This window comes from Natronomonas sp. (assembly GCF_036625485.1).
Lineage (GTDB): Archaea > Halobacteriota > Halobacteria > Halobacteriales > Haloarculaceae > Natronomonas.
In genome coordinates this window covers 1-18,692 of the sequence record NZ_JAZKTR010000033.1, presented here as the reverse complement: position 1 = coordinate 18,692, position 18,692 = coordinate 1, and the positions used below count along the sequence as shown (strand labels likewise).

Genomic DNA, 18,692 nt, shown 5'->3' with positions numbered 1-18,692 from the left:
CCCACTGTCTCGAGGCGCTCTTCGAGGCGTGGGCCGACGGCGAGTTGGGCGCCGAGATCAGCGTCATCATCGGCAACCACGACGACCTCGAACCGCTGGCGGACCACTACGGCGTCGACTTCCACGACGTAGGCGACGATAAGGGCAACCCCGACGAGGACCGCCTGCTGGAGGTGCTGGACGATTACGATACCGACCTCATCGTCCTCGCGCGCTACATGCGCATCCTCAGCCCCAACGTCGTCTTCCGGTACGAGGACCGCATCATCAACATTCACCCGAGCCTCCTGCCGGCCTTCCCCGGTGCCGAAGCCTACCGGCAGGCCCGCGAGGAGGGCGTCCGAATCGGTGGCGTCACCGCCCACTACGTGACGACGGACCTCGACCAGGGGCCGATCATCACCCAGCGGGCGTTCAACGTCCCCGCGAAAGCCGACGTCGACGAGATCGAACGGCGTGGCCAACCCCTGGAAGCCGAGGCGCTGCTCGAAGCGGTTCGACTCCACCTCGATAACGCGGTCCACGTCTACCACGGTCGCACGGAGTACCGTGATGACGTCGACCCCGAGGAGTACCAGCTCGGCCTCCCCGAGTCCTTCGAGGAGCGCCAGCCGGACCGACCCGTCGACGGCCTCGGCGGGGTCGTCTCCCGAAGCGCAGACGGCGATTGACCCATAGTTTTTTGTTTTAGGCTGGCCTAAAATCGAGTGCGGAGCAGGGACGAACGACTGCTCGGTTCGTTCCGAAGCCATCCGGGATTCCGGTTACACCGTGGGCATCAACCGGAATCGTGGCATACCGTTCCGCGTCTGTCCCCTTCTGCGACCGAGGCCGGTGATGCGTGATGAAAAGCCGAGTTACGCGTGGGTACCGTTTTTCGATTCCTCGTCTTCGTCGTGGCTCTCCGGCGGTTCGCTGATCTTGCCGAACGCCCAGATGAAGCCAGCGAAGACGGCGAGTGTCGCGAAGACGGCCAGAAGGACGACTGGCATTGCCGGGTCCGAGAACGTCTGTAGCGGTATCATATCCGGCGGTTCACATCAGGGAGATAAAAACGGCGGGGATTCGATGTCGAGGGGCGAAAATCGCGTGAAGCGGGGCTGTTAGAGGTTCCGAACGGTCTCGACGGCCTCCGAGAGCGGCGGCGCGCTGAACAACTCGCGGTCGAGGTAGGCGTTGGTGCCCGCGGTGTACATGTCGCGGACGGCGTCGACGACGTGGTCGTCGAGGGGTTCGGGGTCGACCTCGCAGAGTTCGCGCCAGTCGGCGACGTCCTCCTCCTTGGCGCGGGCTTTGGCCGCATCGACGGCTTCCACCCACTCCGGCTGGGTGCGCTTGTGATACTGTCGGACGACCTCCTTGGAGAGTTGCTGGCCCTCGTAGGAAAAGCGGTTCTCGTCGAAGGTGCCGACCACGTCGGCGACCCGGATCTCGCCGTCGAAGTAGAGACACTCGATCTTGCCGTCCTCGTGTTTCAGGCCCGCCTCGGCGGCTTTCTCGGTGACGATGTCGTTGACCTCGCGGGCGACCGCTTCGAGGTCGTCGACGTCGGCCTCGCCGGCGATGTAATCGGCGTTGTCCCGCGTCAGGTAGCGGTCGGATTCCTCGTATTTCGTCGAGAACTCGACGACCGGTTCGGGCAGGTCGATGGGTTCGTCGGGCCACGCCTCGAAATCGAGGTCGAAGTCGGCGGGGTCGGCCCGAGAGCGCAGCGACGAGCCGACGGGGACCGTGTTCCGGAAGACGATCTCCAGCGGGATCAGGTAGTTCTCGCCCGCTTCCTCGTGGAAGGCGGTGTAGTCGTACTCCCGGCCCTCGTGGGGCAGGTCGGGCACGCGCGTCAGGTCGATGGCCATCTCTCGCGGCGGCGCGGCCGTCTCGTCCAGGGGGACGACCTCGCCGCTGGTGGCGACGACGCCGCGGTAGTGGGTCGGGATGCCTTCGGCCTCCAGAGTCTCGAAGTTCGCCGCCCCCATCGCACAAAGCGATGCGCCCTTGTTCGGGATCGAATCGGGCATCTTCCCCCAGTCGAACACCGAGTAATCGTCCGTGAACACGAAGGCGCCCGTCCCGAGTTCGTCCGCCGACGCGGCTTCCTCGATACGGAACTCCTTGACGCTGGTCATTACTGTGTGGGTGCCTGCGATAGCGGAAAGGCGTTTCTATCGGTGTCGGGCCGTGGGACGGAGACCCGCCCGCGCCGCCGTCTTCAGAGTTTCTCGCTGGATTCCAGTGGCCCGTCCAACCGCTCCTCGACCTCTTCTTCTAATTTGTACCGCTGGACCTTCCGCGTCCCGCTTCGGGGCAGTTCGTCCACGAAGAAGACCCGCCGCGGGTGCGCATAGGAGGCGACGTGTTCCAGCGTGAACTCCCGGAGTTCACGTTCCGTCGGTGGGTCCTCGACGCTCGGTTCGAGGACGACGAAGGCGACCGGGGCTTCTCCTTTCCGCTCGTGTGGCGCGCCGACGACGGCGGCGGCCTGCACGTCGGGATGTTCGAAGAGCGCATCCTCGACTTCGGCGGGATAGACGTTCTCGCCGCCGACGATGAGCATGTCGTCGGCGCGGTCGACCATCCAGAGGAAGCGGTCCTCGTCGATGCGGGCGATGTCGTCGGTGTAGAACCACCCATCCTCGTCGAAGACTTCGGCGGTCTTGTCCGGCAGACCGTGATACCCCTCGAAGACCTGCGGGCCGCGGATCGCGATCTCGCCGGTGACCTGCTCCTCGTCGTCGGGGTCGATGCCGTGGTCTTCGAGGGTCTTGGCTGCCGTCGGGTCCAGCGCTTCCGCCGGGACGCGCGTCTCACGGGTTATCGGGTCCACGAGTTTGATCTCGACGTTCGGCAGCGGTTGGCCGATACAGCCGGCGCCCTTCGTGACGCCGTAGGTCGATTCGGTGGTGCCGGCGGGGGAGGTTTCGGTCATCCCCCAGCCTTCGGTTATCGGGGTGTCGAAGGCTTTCTCGATGCGGCGGCGCGTGTCGTCGGCCAGCGGCGCCGCGCCGCTACCGAGCGTCGTGATGCTGGAGACGTCGTACTCGTCGGGGTTTGCCTCCATCTCTTCGAGCATCTCGATGTAGACGGCGGGAATGCCCGCGAAGGAGGTCACCTCGAACTCGGTGATGGCCGACAGCAACTCCGAGGCGACCGGCATCGTCCGCAGGACGACCGTCACGCCGTTGTAGACGCTGGTGAGCATGACCGTGCTGAGGCCGTACATGTGGAACAGCGGGAGGAAACACAGCGAGACGTCCTCCTCGGGGTCGGACCCGCCGCGAGAGGTGTACGCCTGAACGGTCGACAGCAGGTTCTGGTGGGTCGTCAGGACGCCTTTCGGGTCGCCGGTCGTCCCCGAGGTGTAGCACTGGACGGCGACGTCATCGAACGCGCGGTCGGGCCGGCCGAACTCCGAAGACGCGTTATCGACGTGTTCGTCGTAATCCGCCAGCCCCTCGGCACCACCGGGGATGAACGCCAGCGGTACCTCTTCGGCGAGCGCCGTGCCGACGCTCGGGAAGACCGGCGAGGTGATAAGCGCGGCCGCGTCGGCGTCAGAGAGGATGTACCGGAGACTGTCGGTGTCCATGCGGTGGTTCAGTGGGACCGCGACGGCGCCGGCCTTGATAACGCCGAAGAAGGATTCGGGGAACTGCAGGGAGTTCTCCAGATACAGCGCGACGCGGTCGCCGGGTTCGATGCCCGCCTCGACCAGAGCGTTCGCTACCTGATTCGACCGCGATTCGAGGTCATCGTAGCTGTACTCGTCGCCGCGATACTCGAAGGCGAGTTCCCCGCCGTACCGCTCGGCGGCCATCGACGGCAGGTCGCCGAGATGCCGGAGCGGTTCCTGTTGATAGTACTTCATCGAACACGTGCTTGCGGCGTGTTATCAAAAGGCTTCGGCCTCGATTCGGTGGCGGCTTAAAAAAGCGGTCGAATCCACCGACCGCGCTTGCTCACTCGTAGCCCACGTCGGGGGCCAACTCCACGTCGCTTTTGAGGAAGGTGCCCGTGCCGCGAGCCAGTTGGTTTCCGTCCTCGTCCAGCAGGACGCCGTCGGCGATGAGCTGTTTCGGATGGTCGTTGACCACTTCGGCCGTGGCGACGAGTTCGCCGGTCGAGATCGGCCGGGTCAACTGGAGGTGGAAGTCCGTAGTCAGCACGAAGACGTCTTCGACGATGGAGTTCGCGGCGAAGAACGTCGCGTCGTCGAGGGCCTTGAAGTAATAGGAGCCGTGGACGGCGCCCGCGGCGTGGTGCTGGCTTTCGTCGGCCTCGATACGTACCTCAGCGGTCCCCTCGCCGGTGATCGAAAGCGTCGGGTCGACACCGTCGTTGCAGGGAGCGTCGTGATACATCCGTTCGAGTTTGCGGTAGTGTTCCATACCGGCGTCTCGCCGCGGTGGGCCATTTGGGTGTCGGTGCCGGCATCGCTGCCGACCGCGGAGGTTTTTAAGGCAACGCGGCGAACGGCCACACGTGAGCGAGCCGATTCCGACGGGGTGTGACACCGTCGACGACCTACTGAACGGCGGCTTCGAGCGGGGTACCGTCACCCAGATCTACGGCCCGCCCGCGGCGGGCAAGACGAACCTCGCGCTTTCGGCGGCCATCGAAGTCGCCGCCGACGGCGGGACCGCCCTCTACATCGACACGGAGGGCATCTCCGTCGACCGCTTCGAGCAACTCGCCCGTGCGAAGGCCGACGACGAACAGTCCATCGAGGACATCGCCTCCCGGGTCATCATCACCGACGCGCTGGATTTCGAGGAACAGGGGGAAGCCGTCAAGGACGCCGCCGATTTCTCCGAGCAGGCCGACCTCGTCGTCCTCGACAGCGCGACCGGCTTCTACCGCCTGGAACGACACAACTCCGACGAGGGCGACACCCTCAGACAGGTCGCGAGTCAGGTGACACACCTCCTCTCGTTGGCCCGCCGCCACGACCTCGCGGTCGTCATCACGAATCAGGTCTACTCGGATCCCGACTCCGAGTCCTCCCGCGCACGCCCGCTCGGTGGCCACACCCTGACCCACTGGTCGGGAACCGTCCTCCGTCTCGAACGCTTCCGGGCCGGCAACCGCCGAGCGACCCTCGAAAAGCACCGGGCGAAGGCCGCCGGCGAGACCGCTCGGTTCCGAATCGCTGATACCGGACTGGAAGGCGTCGAAGAAGAGATCTAACGCTCGTTTTTACTCGTCCAGATACGCCGTCTCTGCCCGCCGAAGGACTTCCCTGACGGTGAGGCTGGATTCCCCGGCGACCGCCAGCGCCTCGTCGTACTCCGCGCTGACGTCGTAGACCTCGCCGTCCTCGTCGCTGGCGATCTTGACTGTCACCTCGAACGTCTCGCCGTCGATAGCCAGTTCTACCGTCTCGAACTCCCGGTCGGCGATCCATCGGTGAGTCGCCGCCGTCTCCCGGATGCCGAGCGTCCCCGTCTCCTCGGCGAGTCGACGCGCGACCGCCTGTACGTCATCGGGTTTGACGATGACCTTGACGAGGTGGCCGGGCCGGGATTTCTTCATCGTCGCCGGGAGGATGGTCACGTCGCGGGCGCCGGCATCTTTGAGTCGCTGCTGGAGGCCACCGAGCACCTCCGGCGTCGCGTCGTCGAGGTTCGTCTCTAAAACGCGAATCCCGTCGCGTTTCAGCCCCGTCTTCGCCTCGCCGACGGTCGCCCGGAGGACGTTCGGGTACTCCTCGAAGGATTTCGTGCCGGCGCCGTAGCCCGAGGCGTCGATGCGCATCTCGGGAAGGGAGGCGACCCCCTCGGCGAAGCGGGCCAGCAGCGCCGCGCCGGTCGGCGTCAGCAGTTCTTCATCCAGCGGCCCGCCTCGGACGTCCCACGTGGCTGACTCGGCGATGTACGAGACGGCCGGCGTCGGCACCGGATAGACCCCGTGGCTCATCTCGGCCTCGCCGCCGCCCACGGAGACGGGCGTCGTCACGATGCGGTCGAGGTCGAGGTCGTCGAACAGCAGCGCCGAACCGACGATGTCGGCGATGGCGTCGTCGGCACCCACCTCGTGGAAGTGGGTCTCGTCGAGGTCGGTGCCGTGGACGCGAGATTCGGCCTCTCCGAGGATGCGAAAGACGGCCTGTGCGTCCACCTCGACGGCCTCTGGCAGGTCCATCTCGGCGACGAGGTCGCGGCACTCCGCGTAGGTCCGGTGGGGGCCGTGGCCCTCGGCGTGGTCGTCGTGGGTGTGGTCGTGGTCATGTCCATGTTCGTGGCCATGGCTGTGGTCATGCTCGTGGTCGCCATCGTGGGTGTGGCCGTGGTCGTGCTCGTGGCCGTGGTCGTGTCCGTGCCCGCCGTCCGTTCCGTCGGCGTCGGCTTCCTCGTCGGCCACTAGCACGTCGACGTTCGTCGCGACGATGCCGTTCTTCGTGGTTTCGCCGATGCGGTACTCGACGTCGAGGACGTCCTCGACGACCGAGAGGCGGTCGGGGTCGGCGCCGGCCGCGACCAGGGCGCCGAGGATCATGTCGCCGCTGGCGCCGGTCCGGCCGTCGAAAGCGAGCGTCTGCATACCCGCGAATCGGGTTGCCGGCGCGAAAAGTGACACGGTGGCCGGGCCGGGGGCCGAGGTTTAACCCCCGCCCCCCGTCCGGCAGAGTATGCGCGCCGCTATCTACAACGAACCGGGCGATATCGCCATCGAAGAGGTACCGAAGCCGGAGATCGAGGACCCGAACGACGCCATCGTTCGGGTCACCTACACCGCCGTCTGCGGGTCGGACCTCTGGTTCTACCGCGGTCTGAGCGACCGCGAGGAGGGTTCTCGCGTCGGTCACGAACCGATGGGCATCGTCGAGGACGTCGGCGACGAGGTCACCTCCGTCACACCGGGCGACCGCGTGTTCGCGCCCTTCGTCGTCAGTTGTGGGAAATGCGAGTTCTGCCGGAAGGGCCTCCACACCTCGTGTGTCAACGGCGGGTCCTGGAGCGGCGCCAACGGCGGCGCACAGGGTGAGTACGTCCGGTCGCCGCACGCCGACGGCACGCTCGTCCGGGTTCCCGACCGCCACGCCGACGACGAGGACACGCTTCGCTCCCTGCTGCCGCTGACCGACGTGATGGGCACCGGCCACCACGCGGCGGTCAGCGCGGGCGTCGAGGCCGGCGACACCTGCATCGTCATCGGTGACGGTGCGGTCGGCCTCTGTGGCGTGCTCGCGGCCCGCCGACTCGGTGCCGAGCGCATCATCGCGATGGGCCACCACGACGATCGCCTCGAACTCGCCGAGGAGTTCGGGGCGACCGAGACAGTGGCCGCCCGGGGTGAGGAAGCCGTCGAACGGGCACAGGAACTCACCTACGGCGGTGCCAACCACGTCCTCGAATGCGTCGGCGCCGCCTCGGCGATGGAGACGGCCATCGACGTCTGTCGGCCCGGCGGCACCATCGGCTACGTCGGCGTCCCACACGGCGTCGACGAGGAGGGACTGGAGGTCTACTCGATGTTCGGCGACAACATCGGCCTTCGAGGGGGCATCGCGCCGGTGCGAGCCTACGCCGAGGAGTTGATGGCCGACGTCCTGCAGGGGACGCTCGACCCGTCACCGATATTCACGAAGACGGTGGATCTAGACGGTGTTCCGGACGGTTACCGGGCTATGGACGAGCGTGAGGCCATCAAAGTGCTGGTGAAGCCGCAGCGGTAACCCGACCCCCGGCAGCAAAAAGCATATCTCCGGCGCGTCCCGACACTATGTATCAGGATGAACGAGGTTCAACTGGAGGTCGCGAAGGCGTACCCGAACGACTCGGGACGCGGCATCGCGCGCCTCGACCCCGACACGCTTCTGCACCTGAAGTTGTCGCCGGGGGACATCATAGAAATCGAGGGGGCAGAGACCACCGCGGCGAAGGTCTGGCGGGCCGACCGGCAGGACTGGAACACCGATACGGTCCGAATCGACGGCTTCACGCGGCAGAACGCCGACGTCGGCATCGGCGAGCGCGTCACCATCCGGAAGGCCGAGGCGACGAAAGCCGACAAACTCGTCCTTGCGCCGCCCGAGGAGGCGTCCGTCCAGTTCGGTTCGGACGCCGCCGGCATGGTCAAACGCCAGATCCTCAAGCGGCCGGTCGTCGAACGCGACATCGTTCCCGTGATGAGTTCGACGAACCACCCGTTCATGCGGTCGCCCGGACAGGCGATTCCGCTCATCGCCGTCGAAACCGAACCGGACGGCGTCTGTCTCATCACCGAGGACACCGAGGTCGAACTCCGCGAAGAACCGATCTCCGGCTTCGAGAAGACCGGCGGGGGCATCACCTACGAGGACATCGGCGGCCTGCAAAGCGAGATCCAGCGGGTCCGCGAGATGGTCGAGTTGCCGATGAAACACCCCCAGATATTCAAGAAACTCGGCATCGAGCCACCGGCAGGGGTGTTGCTGCATGGCCCGCCCGGCACCGGCAAGACCCTGCTGGCGAAGGCCGTCGCCAACGAGACGTCGGCGTCGTTCTTCTCCATCGCCGGCCCCGAGATCATCTCGAAGTACTACGGCGAGTCCGAACAGCAACTCCGAGAGATCTTCGAGGACGCGACCGAGGAGTCACCGTCTATCATCTTCATCGACGAGTTGGACTCCATCGCGCCCAAGCGTGAGGACGTCACTGGCGAGGTCGAACGCCGTGTCGTCGCCCAGCTGCTGACGATGATGGACGGCCTCGAAGAGCGTGGACAGGTCGTCGTCATCGCGGCGACGAACCGGGTCGACTCGGTCGACCCCGCGCTTCGCCGTCCCGGCCGCTTCGACCGCGAGATCGAGATCGGCGTCCCCGACGAGACGGGCCGCAAGGAGATCCTCCAGATCCACACCCGCGGCATGCCGCTGGCGGACGACGTCTCGCTGGACCACATGGCCGACGAGACCCACGGCTTCGTCGGCGCGGACATCGAGAGCCTGACCAAAGAGGCCGCGATGAAGGCCCTCCGGCGCTACCTGCCGGAGATCGACCTCGACGAGGAGGACATCCCGCCGAGCCTCATCGACCGCATGATAATCAAGCGGGACGACTTCCGCGGGGCGCTCAACGAGGTCGACCCCTCGGCGATGCGGGAGGTGCTGGTCGAACTCCCGAAGGTCTCGTGGGACGACGTCGGCGGCCTCACCGACGCCAAGGAGCAAGTCCAGGAGTCCGTCGAGTGGCCGATGAGCCAACCCGAGAAGTTCGACCGTTTCGGCATCAATCCGCCCTCGGGCGTCCTGCTGTACGGCCCGCCGGGTACCGGCAAGACCCTGATGGCGAAGGCCGTCGCCAACGAGACCAACGCCAACTTCATCTCGGTGCGCGGCCCGCAACTCCTCTCGAAGTGGGTCGGCGAAAGCGAGAAAGCCATCCGCCAGACCTTCCGGAAGGCCCGGCAGGTCTCGCCGACGGTTATCTTCTTCGACGAACTCGATAGCCTCGCTCCGGGCCGCGGCGGCGAAACCGGCTCGAACGTCTCCGAGCGCGTCGTCAACCAGTTGCTGACGGAACTCGATGGCCTCGAAGACATGGGAGAGGTGATGGTCATCGGCGCGACCAACCGCCCCGACATGATCGACCCCGCTCTCATCCGTTCGGGCCGGTTCGACCGCCTCGTCATGATCGGCGAACCCGACGTCGACGGCCGCGAGCAGATCCTCCGCATCCATACCGAGGACATGCCGCTGTCGCCGGACGTGAGCCTCCGTGAACTCGCCGAGATCACCGGCGGCTACGTCGGCTCCGACCTCGAATCCATCGCGCGAGAGGCCGCCATCGAGGCGCTCCGCGAGGACGACGACGCCGAGGAAGTCGAGATGCGACACTTCCGGCAGGCGCTGGACTCCGTGCGGCCGACAATCTCCGACGACATCCGCGACTACTACGAGCAGATCGAAGAGGAGTTCCGCGGCGGTGGCGCCGAAGCAGGGCGCCGGCAGGGCGGCGGTCGTATCGGGTTCCAATAGAACCTTTTTGCCCGGCGCGCCTGCGGCGCGCCGGCAAAAACGTTCATGAAAAAGACACATCGACCCTCCCTGCGGTCGGGTCTCGGTCCCGCGCTCGCTTCGCTCGCGCGGCGTGGTTCGAAAGACGCCAGCGGCGTCTTTCGTCATGCGAAAAGAGCGCGTAGCGCTCTTTTCAGCAAACCGCTCGCGCCCTGCGGGCGCTCGCGGATGCTTTTGAATATATTACCTCACGAGACGCTCGCTCTGCTGTGGATGACGAAGCCAGCGAACACCACGAGATAGCCGACGAGTGTGACGACCAGGCCGGCATCCTGAACGAGTAGTGCTTGCTCAAAGGAGAGGAGTGGCGTCACTCTGAGAGAGCCGACCGCACCCAGAGCGGCGGTCTGCCCGATTGCGAGCAGACAGGTGCCTCCGGCGAGAATTTTCAGGACGCGCCATCGGGCCGACGGGTCGCCGACCGGATGCCGATACCGGAGATAGCCGTAGAAGCCGCCGATAATCGTAAGTTGGAACAGCAGGGCGATTAGGCCGAGTTGAACGAATCCGGGGACCACTGCCTCTCGGTTCGGCCGGCCCTGAATTAATCGTTATGCGTGTTTCACTCGGTGTCGAAAACGCGGTGGGGGCCTCTCTACCGCCCCCGTCCTCGTCGTCCTTCGGAGCCGCCCTCTTCGCCTGCTCCGTCGGTCGCCTTGAGGACGACGGGGTTGACCGGTCCGCCGGTTCCCATCTCGAAGTTCAGGGGTGCGGCGGTGAACAGGAACTCGTAGATACCGTCCTCGGCACACTGGGCCGCCAACTCCGACAGGTCGAGAACCTCGTTCAGCGAGACGCCGAGATCCCGCAAGAACGCTCCGTGAAGCGGTAAGGCGTAGTTCCCGTGGAGCGATTTTCTGCCCTCACCGAGGTCGTCTTCGGTGACGGTCTGGAATATCTGCTCGACGGCGAGGTTGTCGGCGCCGATATACGGGATGTCCATCTCGTGGACCCACTCGATGAGGTCATCCGAGTAGGTGAGACCGGGCTCTCCGAACGGGTCCCACTCGGCGTTCGGGTCCTGTGTGCGCTCGATGGCGCCCGTCCGGATGAGGAGGATGTCGTGCTCTCGGAGCCGTACGCCTTGGGCATCCGCCGTCGCCTTGAGATCATCGAGCGTTATCGCCGCGTCCGGTTCGGCCTCTTCTAACGGATTCGCATCCAACGGCAGCCAACTGTCGTCGGGACCGTCGCTTCCCTTGTACCGGCCGACGTCGAGCAGCACGCCCCGGCCGGCGATACCAGTACCTGCGGCGTACGAGATGTCGGCCTCACCGAGCCCGTAGGTCTTCGAGATCTGGCCAAGTTCGGGTTCGTCCTGCTTGAGGTCCTCGATACCGTCGACGTCGATGTCGAACTCCCGTGGGGTGTGCGTCGTGTCTATGTCGAAGCCGTTGTAGATCTTGTCGCCGTACCAGCCGTGTCCGAGGGCGTCGACGTGGGTCGCGCCCTGCAGATACAACGGCGCGATGACGGCGTCGTCGGCGAATGCCATCCCGCCGGGCGTGGTAAGTGCCAGTGTATCGTCGCTCGCGTCGGCCCAGTTGTCCCGGCGTGCGGGGAATCGACCGGGGAACATCGGGTCCCCGGTATCCGTCGTCGGCGAGTCCGCACCCGCATGGAGGGCGTCGATACCGAACCCGGTGGTCGGAAGCTGTAACGTGAACTTCCTGATGCCCTTCTTACCCCGTTTCATCGCCGCGTTCATCCCCTCGAAGGCGTCCTCACTGTCCAGCAGGTTCAACGCACCGAGGCCGTCGTCGTCGCCCCGACGCCGCCCCCAGCGAGCGCGAAGGCGACGGTGGCACCACATCCCTGCATCAGCCGACGACGACTCATCCCGAGCGGGCAGTCTCCCTCGTGGTCGTGTCCTGTCATAGGCCTCCCGTTCCGTGTGCTTTGATACCACGAAACATCGTGTGGTCGGTGGGATTTTTACATAACTCTTAGGGCCTATAAAACTGAGTTCATCTATTAACCAACCTTTTTACGAGGGGGTAGGCCACTATTTATACGGACGGTCGCCCCGTTCGGGAGACCGAGGCTCCACGAGTCGGAAATGCGGGTGACGGCTATTCTCCTTCGACCACGCGGTTCGTCCGGCCGGAACGACTCAGATAGGCGGCAAGTAGCACGAACGCCGCGATGAGGAAGTCGATGCCGTGTGCGATGATGTGGTGGGCGTTCATCGGGACGACCCCGGCGACGGTTCCGAACCCGACGACAGAGCGGACGACGAGCAGGCCGATAGCGAGCGCGACGAGAAGGAAGGGCGTGGACTGGCGCCGCCAGTAGACGGCGAGGCTGAGCACGAACAGGAGGGTCGTTCCGGCCGCCGCAACGATGACGAACGGATATACCGTGGGCGACAGCGTCGTCGATGCAGCCAACGGTTCGACGTCTACCAGAGCCGCGGTGAGCGCCGATAGAACGGCCATTACCACGGGCTACTCACCCGTGTGGGACGCGCCGTATTCTTCGGCGGCGATTCGTGTTTCGGTCGCTGTGCCATCGATCGATATCTAAGGTTCGAAAAGTAAACCGTTCGGGTATTCTTGTCGACGGTTTTCAACGAACGTACCAGACCGGCTTTATCGCTGCCGCCCGTAGTAGGGGCTATGTCTACTCCCGACCGCGAGCCGGTGATCGACCGGCGCCGAGTTCTGGGCCTCGTCGGTGCCGCGGCTTTCGGCTCCGTCGCCGGATGTCTCGGCGGCGAATCGGTCCCGGAACCGGTCGACCTCAACGAGGGCCAGTCGTGCGACCAATGTGGGATGGTCATCGAGGACCATCCCGGACCGACCGGGCAGATCTTCTTCGAGTCGAACAGCCCTGGCGGGCGGGACGGACCGGCGTGGTTCTGCAGTACGGTCTGTACCTACAGCTACCGCTTCGACCGGGTCGACGAGGGGTGGACCCCGGTCGTGACGTATCTCACCGATTACAGCACCGTCGAATACGAGGTCTACGGCCAGGAGAACAACCTTTCTGCCCATCTCGAGGCGGAGGCTTTCGCGCCGGATTCGGAACTGACGCTCGTGATTCGGACCGACGTCACGGGGGCGATGGGCGATGCCATCGTCCCGTTCAGCGACGAGACGGAGGCCGCCGAGTTCGCCGACACCTACGGTGGCGAGACGATTCCGGCCAGCGAGATTCCGCGAGAACTCATCAACGAACGCGGGCTATAACCCACAACGCGACGTCTATCGGTCCAACGCCGACCGTTCCCAATAATCGAGATACTACGGATGGTTCTTGTCGTCGTACCGCCTAGCTACGATAGCGAGCACACGCCACGTATGAACGATACACGAAAACGGATCTCCGAACACGTTCGCTCGAACCCCGGCGTCCACTTCAGTGGCATCGTCCGTGACCTCGATGTCGCGACGGGGCAGGCACAGTACCACCTCCGTCGACTCGTCCGGGGCGGAGACCTCGATTCGGAGTCGCTTTTCGGCCGGACGCACTACTACCAGCCCACCTACGACGCGTGGGAGCGACGGGCACTCGCGCTGCTTCGCCGGGAGACGTCGCGGGAGTTGATCGCCCTGGCGCTCCGCGAGGAAACGGTCCTGGCGACCGAAGCCACGGACGAACTCGACGTCGCCCGGAGTACCGTCGCCTGGCACCTCTCGAATCTGGAAGACGCTGGCGTCGTCGAGACCCACTACGTCGAACACGGCCGACTCGCGTTCGAGGTCGTCGAGCCGGACCGCACCCGGGAGTTGCTCGGGGCGGTTTCGCCGACGCTGTACGAACAGCTCGTCGATCGCTTCGACCGGCTCGTCGACCGGGCTCTCGACGGCGAATGACCGGTCGTCACGACCGGATGCTGGCTACGAACCGCACGACGCGTTCGGCGTGGATATCGGGCCTCGCCGTCGATGAGAGGGCTTCGAGAGGCACACCAGACCACATATACGAGTCCGTCCCCGAGAAACGAGCGTGAGAACCGGTTGGCTCATCGTCGGCGTTATCATCGGACTCCTCGTGGTCGTCGGTGCCGGCTCGTTCGTCGTTTCGCCGGACACCTCGGGGGGAGAACCGGTGGCCTTCGAGGATACGGTCTCTATCGGGTTGACCCTCGAAGAGCGGCTCGTCCTCCGCGAACGCGGGGCGTTCGTCCCGCGGGCGCAGGTCGTCTACTCGCAATACTCCTACATCATCGGGTATCGCGGCGTCGGACTGGCCGCCGAGGCGGTCGACGACCCGCTGGTCCGCCAGCAGTTCGGCTACCCACGGATAGTCCACGTCGAGGTGGCACCCAACGATGTCGAACTCGACGAGGAGGGCTATCTCGATGCCAACCAGACGAACGAATGGGTCCCGGCCAGCGAGGCCTTCTACGTCGTCGACAGCGGGGCGCGAATCCCCGGGTCGGCGGCCACAGTCCCGTTCGCTGGCCGGGCGGCCGCCGAACGGTTCGCCGAGCGGAACGACGGTCGGGTCCTCGAGTGGGCCGACCGGTCGACGTTTCCAACCCCTGAGGAGGACGGCGAAACGACCCAACGGCGGATCGACGAACAGCACGCAGAGGCCGACGCGACGGTCGACTCGGCCGACGAACTGCTGAACCGGGACGACGAGATCGTCGTCGGCGAGGACGCCGCGACCCTCGAGGAAGCGCTCGAAACGGCCAAACCGAACACGACGATCCGACTGCCGGCCGGCACCTACGAGGGCCCCGTGACCGTCGACAAGTCGGTCACGATACGCGGCGAGAACGCGACCATCGCCGGGGACGGCAACGGGACGGTCGTGACGGTGACCGCCTCGGACGTGGCCATCGTCGGCGTCTCGATCACCGGTGTCGGCGAGCAGATCCGTCCGGAGGACATCGAAACCGGCGACTGGGACGAACGCACCGAGATCGCTTACGGGTACGCCGACGCTGGCGTGACGGTCGCCAGCGCCGACCGCGTGCTCGTGACCGGCGTCGACATCGATACGCCGACCGCGGGCGTCTCGGTCCGTCACAGCAACGGAACCGTCATCGACGACATCGAGGTCCGCGGTGACGAACCGTGGCGGGAGGGCTTCATGGGCGTCGTGACGATCCGGTCGCCCATCGTCCTCCAGAATTCGACGTTCCAGGACGGTCGGGACGGCATCTACACCCACCGGTCACACGGCGTCGTCGTCCGCGGGAATCGCTTCGAGGGCGGCCGCTTCGGTATCCACCTGATGTACACCTCGGAGGCGTTGCTTCACGGCAACTGTATGTCCGGCCAGGACATCTCGGGCATCGTCGTGATGACGAGTCCGTCGGGGACGATCATCAGCGAGAACACGCTCGTCGATACGTCACAGGGCATCCTGACGAGCGGGTCGGACAGCTACGTCGGCGGCAACCTCGTCGTCGCCAGCCGACAGGGCATCTCGACGAACGCACGGAACACGCTGTATACGGAGAACACGCTCGTCGGCAATGACGTCGGATTCCGGGCGTCCTCCATCGTCCCGACGAGTCGGATCCACAGCAACGACGTCGTCGACAACGACCAGCACGTCCGGGTCGGGACCGGTCCCCTCCGGGTGTGGACACACGACGGCAAGGGCAACTACTGGAGCGGTGCGGCGGGCCTCGACCGCGAGTTCACGCCGACTGGGCCGATAGACGGCCGCCTCCATCGGACGCCGGCCGCGGAGACGCTCGCGGCCTCCCCGCTGGCACACGGGCTCCGGACCCTTCGGACCGCCGTCCCGGGGATGCGAACCGCCAGCGTCGTCGACGTCGAACCGCGCTCGACGCCGGTGAACTCCTCCCGCGTGGAGACCGGGCGGCAACTGCGAGACGACTACGAGAGGAACGGCACGGTCGACTGCCCACGACAACGTAATACATGAGTGATACCACGACATCGGATTCGGCGAAACTGGAGGAACCTGCGGAGATGGCGGAATCAGATGAATCGGCGGACGCCAAGGAATCGGCCGACACCGATACCGACACCGTCCTCGAAGTAGAGGGCTTGAAAAAACGGTTCGGGAGCCTGACCGTCCTCGAGGACATCACCGTGTCGTTCCTCACCGGACAGGTCGTTGGGATAATCGGCGCCAACGGGTCCGGGAAGACGACGCTCCTGCGGTTGCTCGTCGGCGACCTCTCGCCGACGGCGGGGACCGTCTCCTATCGCGGACCCCCCGCCGAGCGACAGCTCGGCTATCTCCCGCAGCGAACGACGTTCCGGCCGGAATTCACCGCTCACGAGACGCTTTCCTTTTATGCGTCGCTCGTCGATGGGCCGGACCCGGAGACGCTTCTGGAGCGCGTGGGGTTACAGGCGGCGGCCGACAAGCGCATCGACGCGCTCTCGGGCGGGATGCGACAGCTACTCGGCATCGCACAGGCGATGGTCGGCGACCCGCCGGTGGTCATCCTCGACGAACCGGCCAGCGGGCTGGACGCGAACATGAGCCAGCACGTCTTCGATGCGGCGACCGAGACGGCCCAACAGGGCAACACGGTCCTGTTGAGTTCTCACGACCTCGAACTCGTCGCTGAGACGGCTGACACCGTCGTACTGCTCTCGGAGGGGCGCGTCCTCGAAACGGGGCCGCCGGAGGCCCTCTGTGAGCGGTTCGATGCGGAGTCCCTCCGGGAGGTCCTCTCGACGATAGCCGAGGAGACGGGCGGCGTCGAAGTCGCCGGGGCCGACGCATGAACGACGCCAACGCCTTCCTCGCGGTCGTTCGCCGCGAGATAACGACGATGGCACGGACCCGTGCGTACGCGGTCCTGACGGTCCTCCTCGCAGGCGTCTTGCTGGGAATCGTCGAGCGCAGCGACGCCGTCGCCGGCGGGTACGTCCCCTCGGCGGTCGACCTCCTGTTGCCGATGGAGGTGCTCGTGCCGGTCATCGCGATCGCGCTCGGCTACCGGGCCTTCAGCGGCGACAACGACGACACTGCCGTCCTGTCGACGTATCCGGTTTCGAACGCAAGTCTGGTCGCGGGCGTGTTCTTCGGGCGACTCGTCGGCCTCGTTGCCGTCGTCGGTCTGCCGCTTCTGGCGGTCATGGCTCTCGTCGCCGTGACCCCCGGCCTCGAGTCGGCGGTCTTCGCGACGACCGGTGGCATCGATTCGCCGATCCTCTTCGTCAGGTTCGTCGCCCTGACGGTGGTCTTCGGCGCGGCAGTGCTCGCGGTGACGCTCGCGGCATCGATACTCGCCCGCTCGAGTCGGGCCGCCCTCGCGCTCGCGGTCGGCATCTTCGTCGCCGTCGTGGTCGGTGGCGACCTGCTCGTTCTCGGTGGACTGGCCGCCGGTTCCATCCCCGTCGACAGCCTCGAAATCGCGCTCGCGATCTCGCCGAACAGCGCCTATCGTGGCCTCGTCTTCGAATACGTCGTCGGCGTCGCGGCCGAACAGGAGGGATTCATCGACCCGCTTTCGAGCGCCGCCATGCTCGTCGCGTGGACGGTTTTCGGCCTCGTCGGGGCGACTGTCGGGTTGTACCGGCAGGGCGAAACCGGTCTCGTCACACGGCTCCGCTGGCGGCTCGAAGAGTTACAATAGGGTCGCGGTCTCGGAAACCGCCGTCGAGCTACGGATTCAGTAGATGAGTTCGTCGCTGTTTTCGACCATGTAGAGGGTCCGAGCAGCGATGTTGACGGCGTGGTCACCCATCCGTTCGAGGTCCCGAATCGTCAACAGCAGCCGCGAGACCTCCTGCATCAGCGCCTCGATCTCCTGGTCGGAGGAGTCGGAATCCATCTCGGTCTCGATGAGATCACGGACGACGGTACTGGACGCGCGCTCACAGAGGGCGTCGACCTCGTCGTCGCGGTCGTCGATTTCGTAGCAGGCCTCGACGTCTTCGTCGGCGTAGGCCTCCATCGCGTCGTCTATCATCTCGATGACCTCGTCACCGATGCCCTGGATGTCGACGTCGGGATAGAGGTCCCGCTCTGCTTGCAGGGTGTAATCGCCGAGGTTGGTCGCGAGGTCGGCGACCCGTTCGAGGTCGGTGATGATCTTGAACGAGGCGGCGATGAATCGAAGGTCGCCAGCGACGGGCTGTTGGAGCGCGAAGAGGTCGATACAGTCCTGTTCGAGCTCCAGATACAGCTCGTTGATCTCGTGGTCGCCCTCGATGACCTCACGGGCGAGTTCTTCGTCTTTCGATTCGAGCGCGCGCAACCCCATACGAACCCGTTCGAGGACGACCTCACTCATGTAGAGGACGTTCTCGCGGAGTTCCTGGAGTTGCTCCTGAAATCCCTTTCGTGCCATTGGTGTCGTTTTCTCTCGTCTCCAACGTGTTTCTTCCGGCGATTCGTCAGACGTCCGTCATACGGGCCGTCGTAACGATATACCGGGCATCGCCAGTGCGGGTCGGCGATGTCCGGTAACAGACTACGACGGCCCGTATCAGTCGATCACCCGAACTTGCCCGTGATGTAGTCCTCGACGCGCTGGCTGGAGGGGTTCTCGAAGACGCTGTCGGTGTCGTCGAACTCGACCAGTTCGCCGCCAGTGAGGAAGACCGCGGTCTTATCGGAGATGCGGGCGGCCTGCTGCATGTTGTGGGTGACGATGATGACGGTGTACTCCTCGGCGAGGTCGTCGATGAGGTCCTCGATCTTCGAGGTCGCAACGGGGTCCAGCGCGGAGGCGGGCTCGTCCATGAGGACTACCTCCGGGTCCGGCGCGATGGCCCGGGCGATACAGAGCCGCTGTTGTTGGCCG

At 65.4% G+C, this 18,692-nt stretch carries 20 protein-coding genes; 9 read left to right on the top strand and 11 right to left on the bottom strand.

What is annotated here, in order from left to right:
- The coding region (locus V5A53_RS05295; protein WP_332312534.1) for a formyltetrahydrofolate deformylase at window positions 1-671 on the top strand (671 nt) is incomplete at its 5' end.
- A gap of 186 nt (window positions 672-857) precedes the next feature.
- On the opposite strand, the gene V5A53_RS05290 is transcribed toward V5A53_RS05295, so the two are convergent.
- From V5A53_RS05290 to V5A53_RS05275, 4 genes are all read right to left on the bottom strand, one after another.
- Window positions 858-1,025 (bottom strand): hypothetical protein, encoded by a 168-nt coding sequence (locus V5A53_RS05290; RefSeq protein ID WP_332312533.1) that lies wholly within the window; start codon window positions 1,023-1,025, stop codon window positions 858-860.
- Window positions 1,026-1,103: 78 nt separating this feature from the next.
- Window positions 1,104-2,126, bottom strand: a complete 1,023-nt coding sequence (locus V5A53_RS05285; RefSeq protein WP_332312532.1) for a phosphoribosylaminoimidazolesuccinocarboxamide synthase — start codon at window positions 2,124-2,126, stop codon at window positions 1,104-1,106.
- Between the two features lie 83 nt (window positions 2,127-2,209).
- Entirely contained in the window at window positions 2,210-3,865 is a 1,656-nt protein-coding gene (locus tag V5A53_RS05280; RefSeq protein ID WP_332312531.1) for a class I adenylate-forming enzyme family protein, read from the bottom strand.
- A gap of 91 nt (window positions 3,866-3,956) precedes the next feature.
- A complete protein-coding gene (locus V5A53_RS05275) occupies window positions 3,957-4,385 on the bottom strand; it encodes a PaaI family thioesterase (protein WP_332312530.1) in 429 nt (142 codons plus the stop codon).
- A 94-nt stretch (window positions 4,386-4,479) separates the two neighbouring features.
- Between V5A53_RS05275 and radB the strand changes: the two genes are divergently transcribed.
- Window positions 4,480-5,184 carry a DNA repair and recombination protein RadB gene (radB, locus tag V5A53_RS05270; protein WP_332312529.1) on the top strand — a complete coding sequence of 235 codons (705 nt, stop codon included), beginning with the start codon at window positions 4,480-4,482 and terminating at the stop codon, window positions 5,182-5,184.
- A 9-nt stretch (window positions 5,185-5,193) separates the two neighbouring features.
- On the opposite strand, the gene larC is transcribed toward radB, so the two are convergent.
- A complete protein-coding gene (gene larC, locus V5A53_RS05265) occupies window positions 5,194-6,537 on the bottom strand; it encodes a nickel pincer cofactor biosynthesis protein LarC (RefSeq protein ID WP_332312528.1) in 1,344 nt (447 codons plus the stop codon).
- A gap of 88 nt (window positions 6,538-6,625) precedes the next feature.
- On the opposite strand from larC, the gene V5A53_RS05260 reads away from it, so the two are divergent.
- Window positions 6,626-7,672 (top strand): zinc-dependent alcohol dehydrogenase family protein, encoded by a 1,047-nt coding sequence (locus V5A53_RS05260; RefSeq protein ID WP_332312527.1) that lies wholly within the window; start codon window positions 6,626-6,628, stop codon window positions 7,670-7,672.
- A gap of 57 nt (window positions 7,673-7,729) precedes the next feature.
- Window positions 7,730-9,955, top strand: coding sequence for a CDC48 family AAA ATPase (locus V5A53_RS05255; protein ID WP_332312526.1), 2,226 nt, complete (start codon window positions 7,730-7,732; stop codon window positions 9,953-9,955).
- A gap of 227 nt (window positions 9,956-10,182) precedes the next feature.
- Here the strand turns inward: V5A53_RS05255 and V5A53_RS05250 are convergent, their stop codons facing one another.
- The 4 genes from V5A53_RS05250 to V5A53_RS05235 all read right to left on the bottom strand — a co-directional run bounded on the left by V5A53_RS05250 (window position 10,183) and on the right by V5A53_RS05235 (window position 12,432).
- Complete coding sequence (locus tag V5A53_RS05250; protein ID WP_332312525.1) at window positions 10,183-10,512, bottom strand: hypothetical protein; 330 nt, start codon at window positions 10,510-10,512, stop codon at window positions 10,183-10,185.
- A gap of 77 nt (window positions 10,513-10,589) precedes the next feature.
- The gene (locus tag V5A53_RS05245) at window positions 10,590-11,738 is read right to left on the bottom strand and encodes a cyclase family protein (protein ID WP_332312524.1); all 1,149 of its coding nucleotides are present in this window, start codon (window positions 11,736-11,738) and stop codon (window positions 10,590-10,592) included.
- Window positions 11,735-11,872, bottom strand: a complete 138-nt coding sequence (locus V5A53_RS05240; protein WP_332312523.1) for a hypothetical protein — start codon at window positions 11,870-11,872, stop codon at window positions 11,735-11,737. Before V5A53_RS05240 ends, V5A53_RS05245 begins: the two co-directional genes overlap by 4 nt.
- 194 nt (window positions 11,873-12,066) lie before the next feature.
- Complete coding sequence (locus V5A53_RS05235; protein WP_332312522.1) at window positions 12,067-12,432, bottom strand: DUF7471 family protein; 366 nt, start codon at window positions 12,430-12,432, stop codon at window positions 12,067-12,069.
- Window positions 12,433-12,612: 180 nt separating this feature from the next.
- Between V5A53_RS05235 and V5A53_RS05230 the strand changes: the two genes are divergently transcribed.
- From V5A53_RS05230 to V5A53_RS05210, 5 genes are all read left to right on the top strand, one after another.
- Entirely contained in the window at window positions 12,613-13,185 is a 573-nt protein-coding gene (locus V5A53_RS05230) for a nitrous oxide reductase accessory protein NosL (RefSeq protein ID WP_332312521.1), read from the top strand.
- Between the two features lie 111 nt (window positions 13,186-13,296).
- Entirely contained in the window at window positions 13,297-13,812 is a 516-nt protein-coding gene (locus V5A53_RS05225) for a winged helix-turn-helix transcriptional regulator (RefSeq protein WP_332312520.1), read from the top strand.
- A gap of 133 nt (window positions 13,813-13,945) precedes the next feature.
- Window positions 13,946-15,847 carry a NosD domain-containing protein gene (locus tag V5A53_RS05220; protein WP_332312519.1) on the top strand — a complete coding sequence of 634 codons (1,902 nt, stop codon included), beginning with the start codon at window positions 13,946-13,948 and terminating at the stop codon, window positions 15,845-15,847.
- Window positions 15,844-16,665, top strand: a complete 822-nt coding sequence (locus V5A53_RS05215; RefSeq protein ID WP_332312518.1) for an ABC transporter ATP-binding protein — start codon at window positions 15,844-15,846, stop codon at window positions 16,663-16,665. The genes V5A53_RS05220 and V5A53_RS05215 overlap by 4 nt, the downstream gene beginning before the upstream one ends.
- The gene (locus V5A53_RS05210) at window positions 16,662-17,519 is read left to right on the top strand and encodes an ABC transporter permease (RefSeq protein WP_332312517.1); all 858 of its coding nucleotides are present in this window, start codon (window positions 16,662-16,664) and stop codon (window positions 17,517-17,519) included. Before V5A53_RS05215 ends, V5A53_RS05210 begins: the two co-directional genes overlap by 4 nt.
- 36 nt (window positions 17,520-17,555) lie before the next feature.
- Here the strand turns inward: V5A53_RS05210 and phoU are convergent, their stop codons facing one another.
- Window positions 17,556-18,236, bottom strand: coding sequence for a phosphate signaling complex protein PhoU (gene phoU / locus V5A53_RS05205; RefSeq protein ID WP_332312516.1), 681 nt, complete (start codon window positions 18,234-18,236; stop codon window positions 17,556-17,558).
- Between the two features lie 146 nt (window positions 18,237-18,382).
- Window positions 18,383-18,692: phosphate ABC transporter ATP-binding protein (locus V5A53_RS05200; protein ID WP_332312515.1), on the bottom strand; the 310-nt coding region annotated here is incomplete at its 5' end.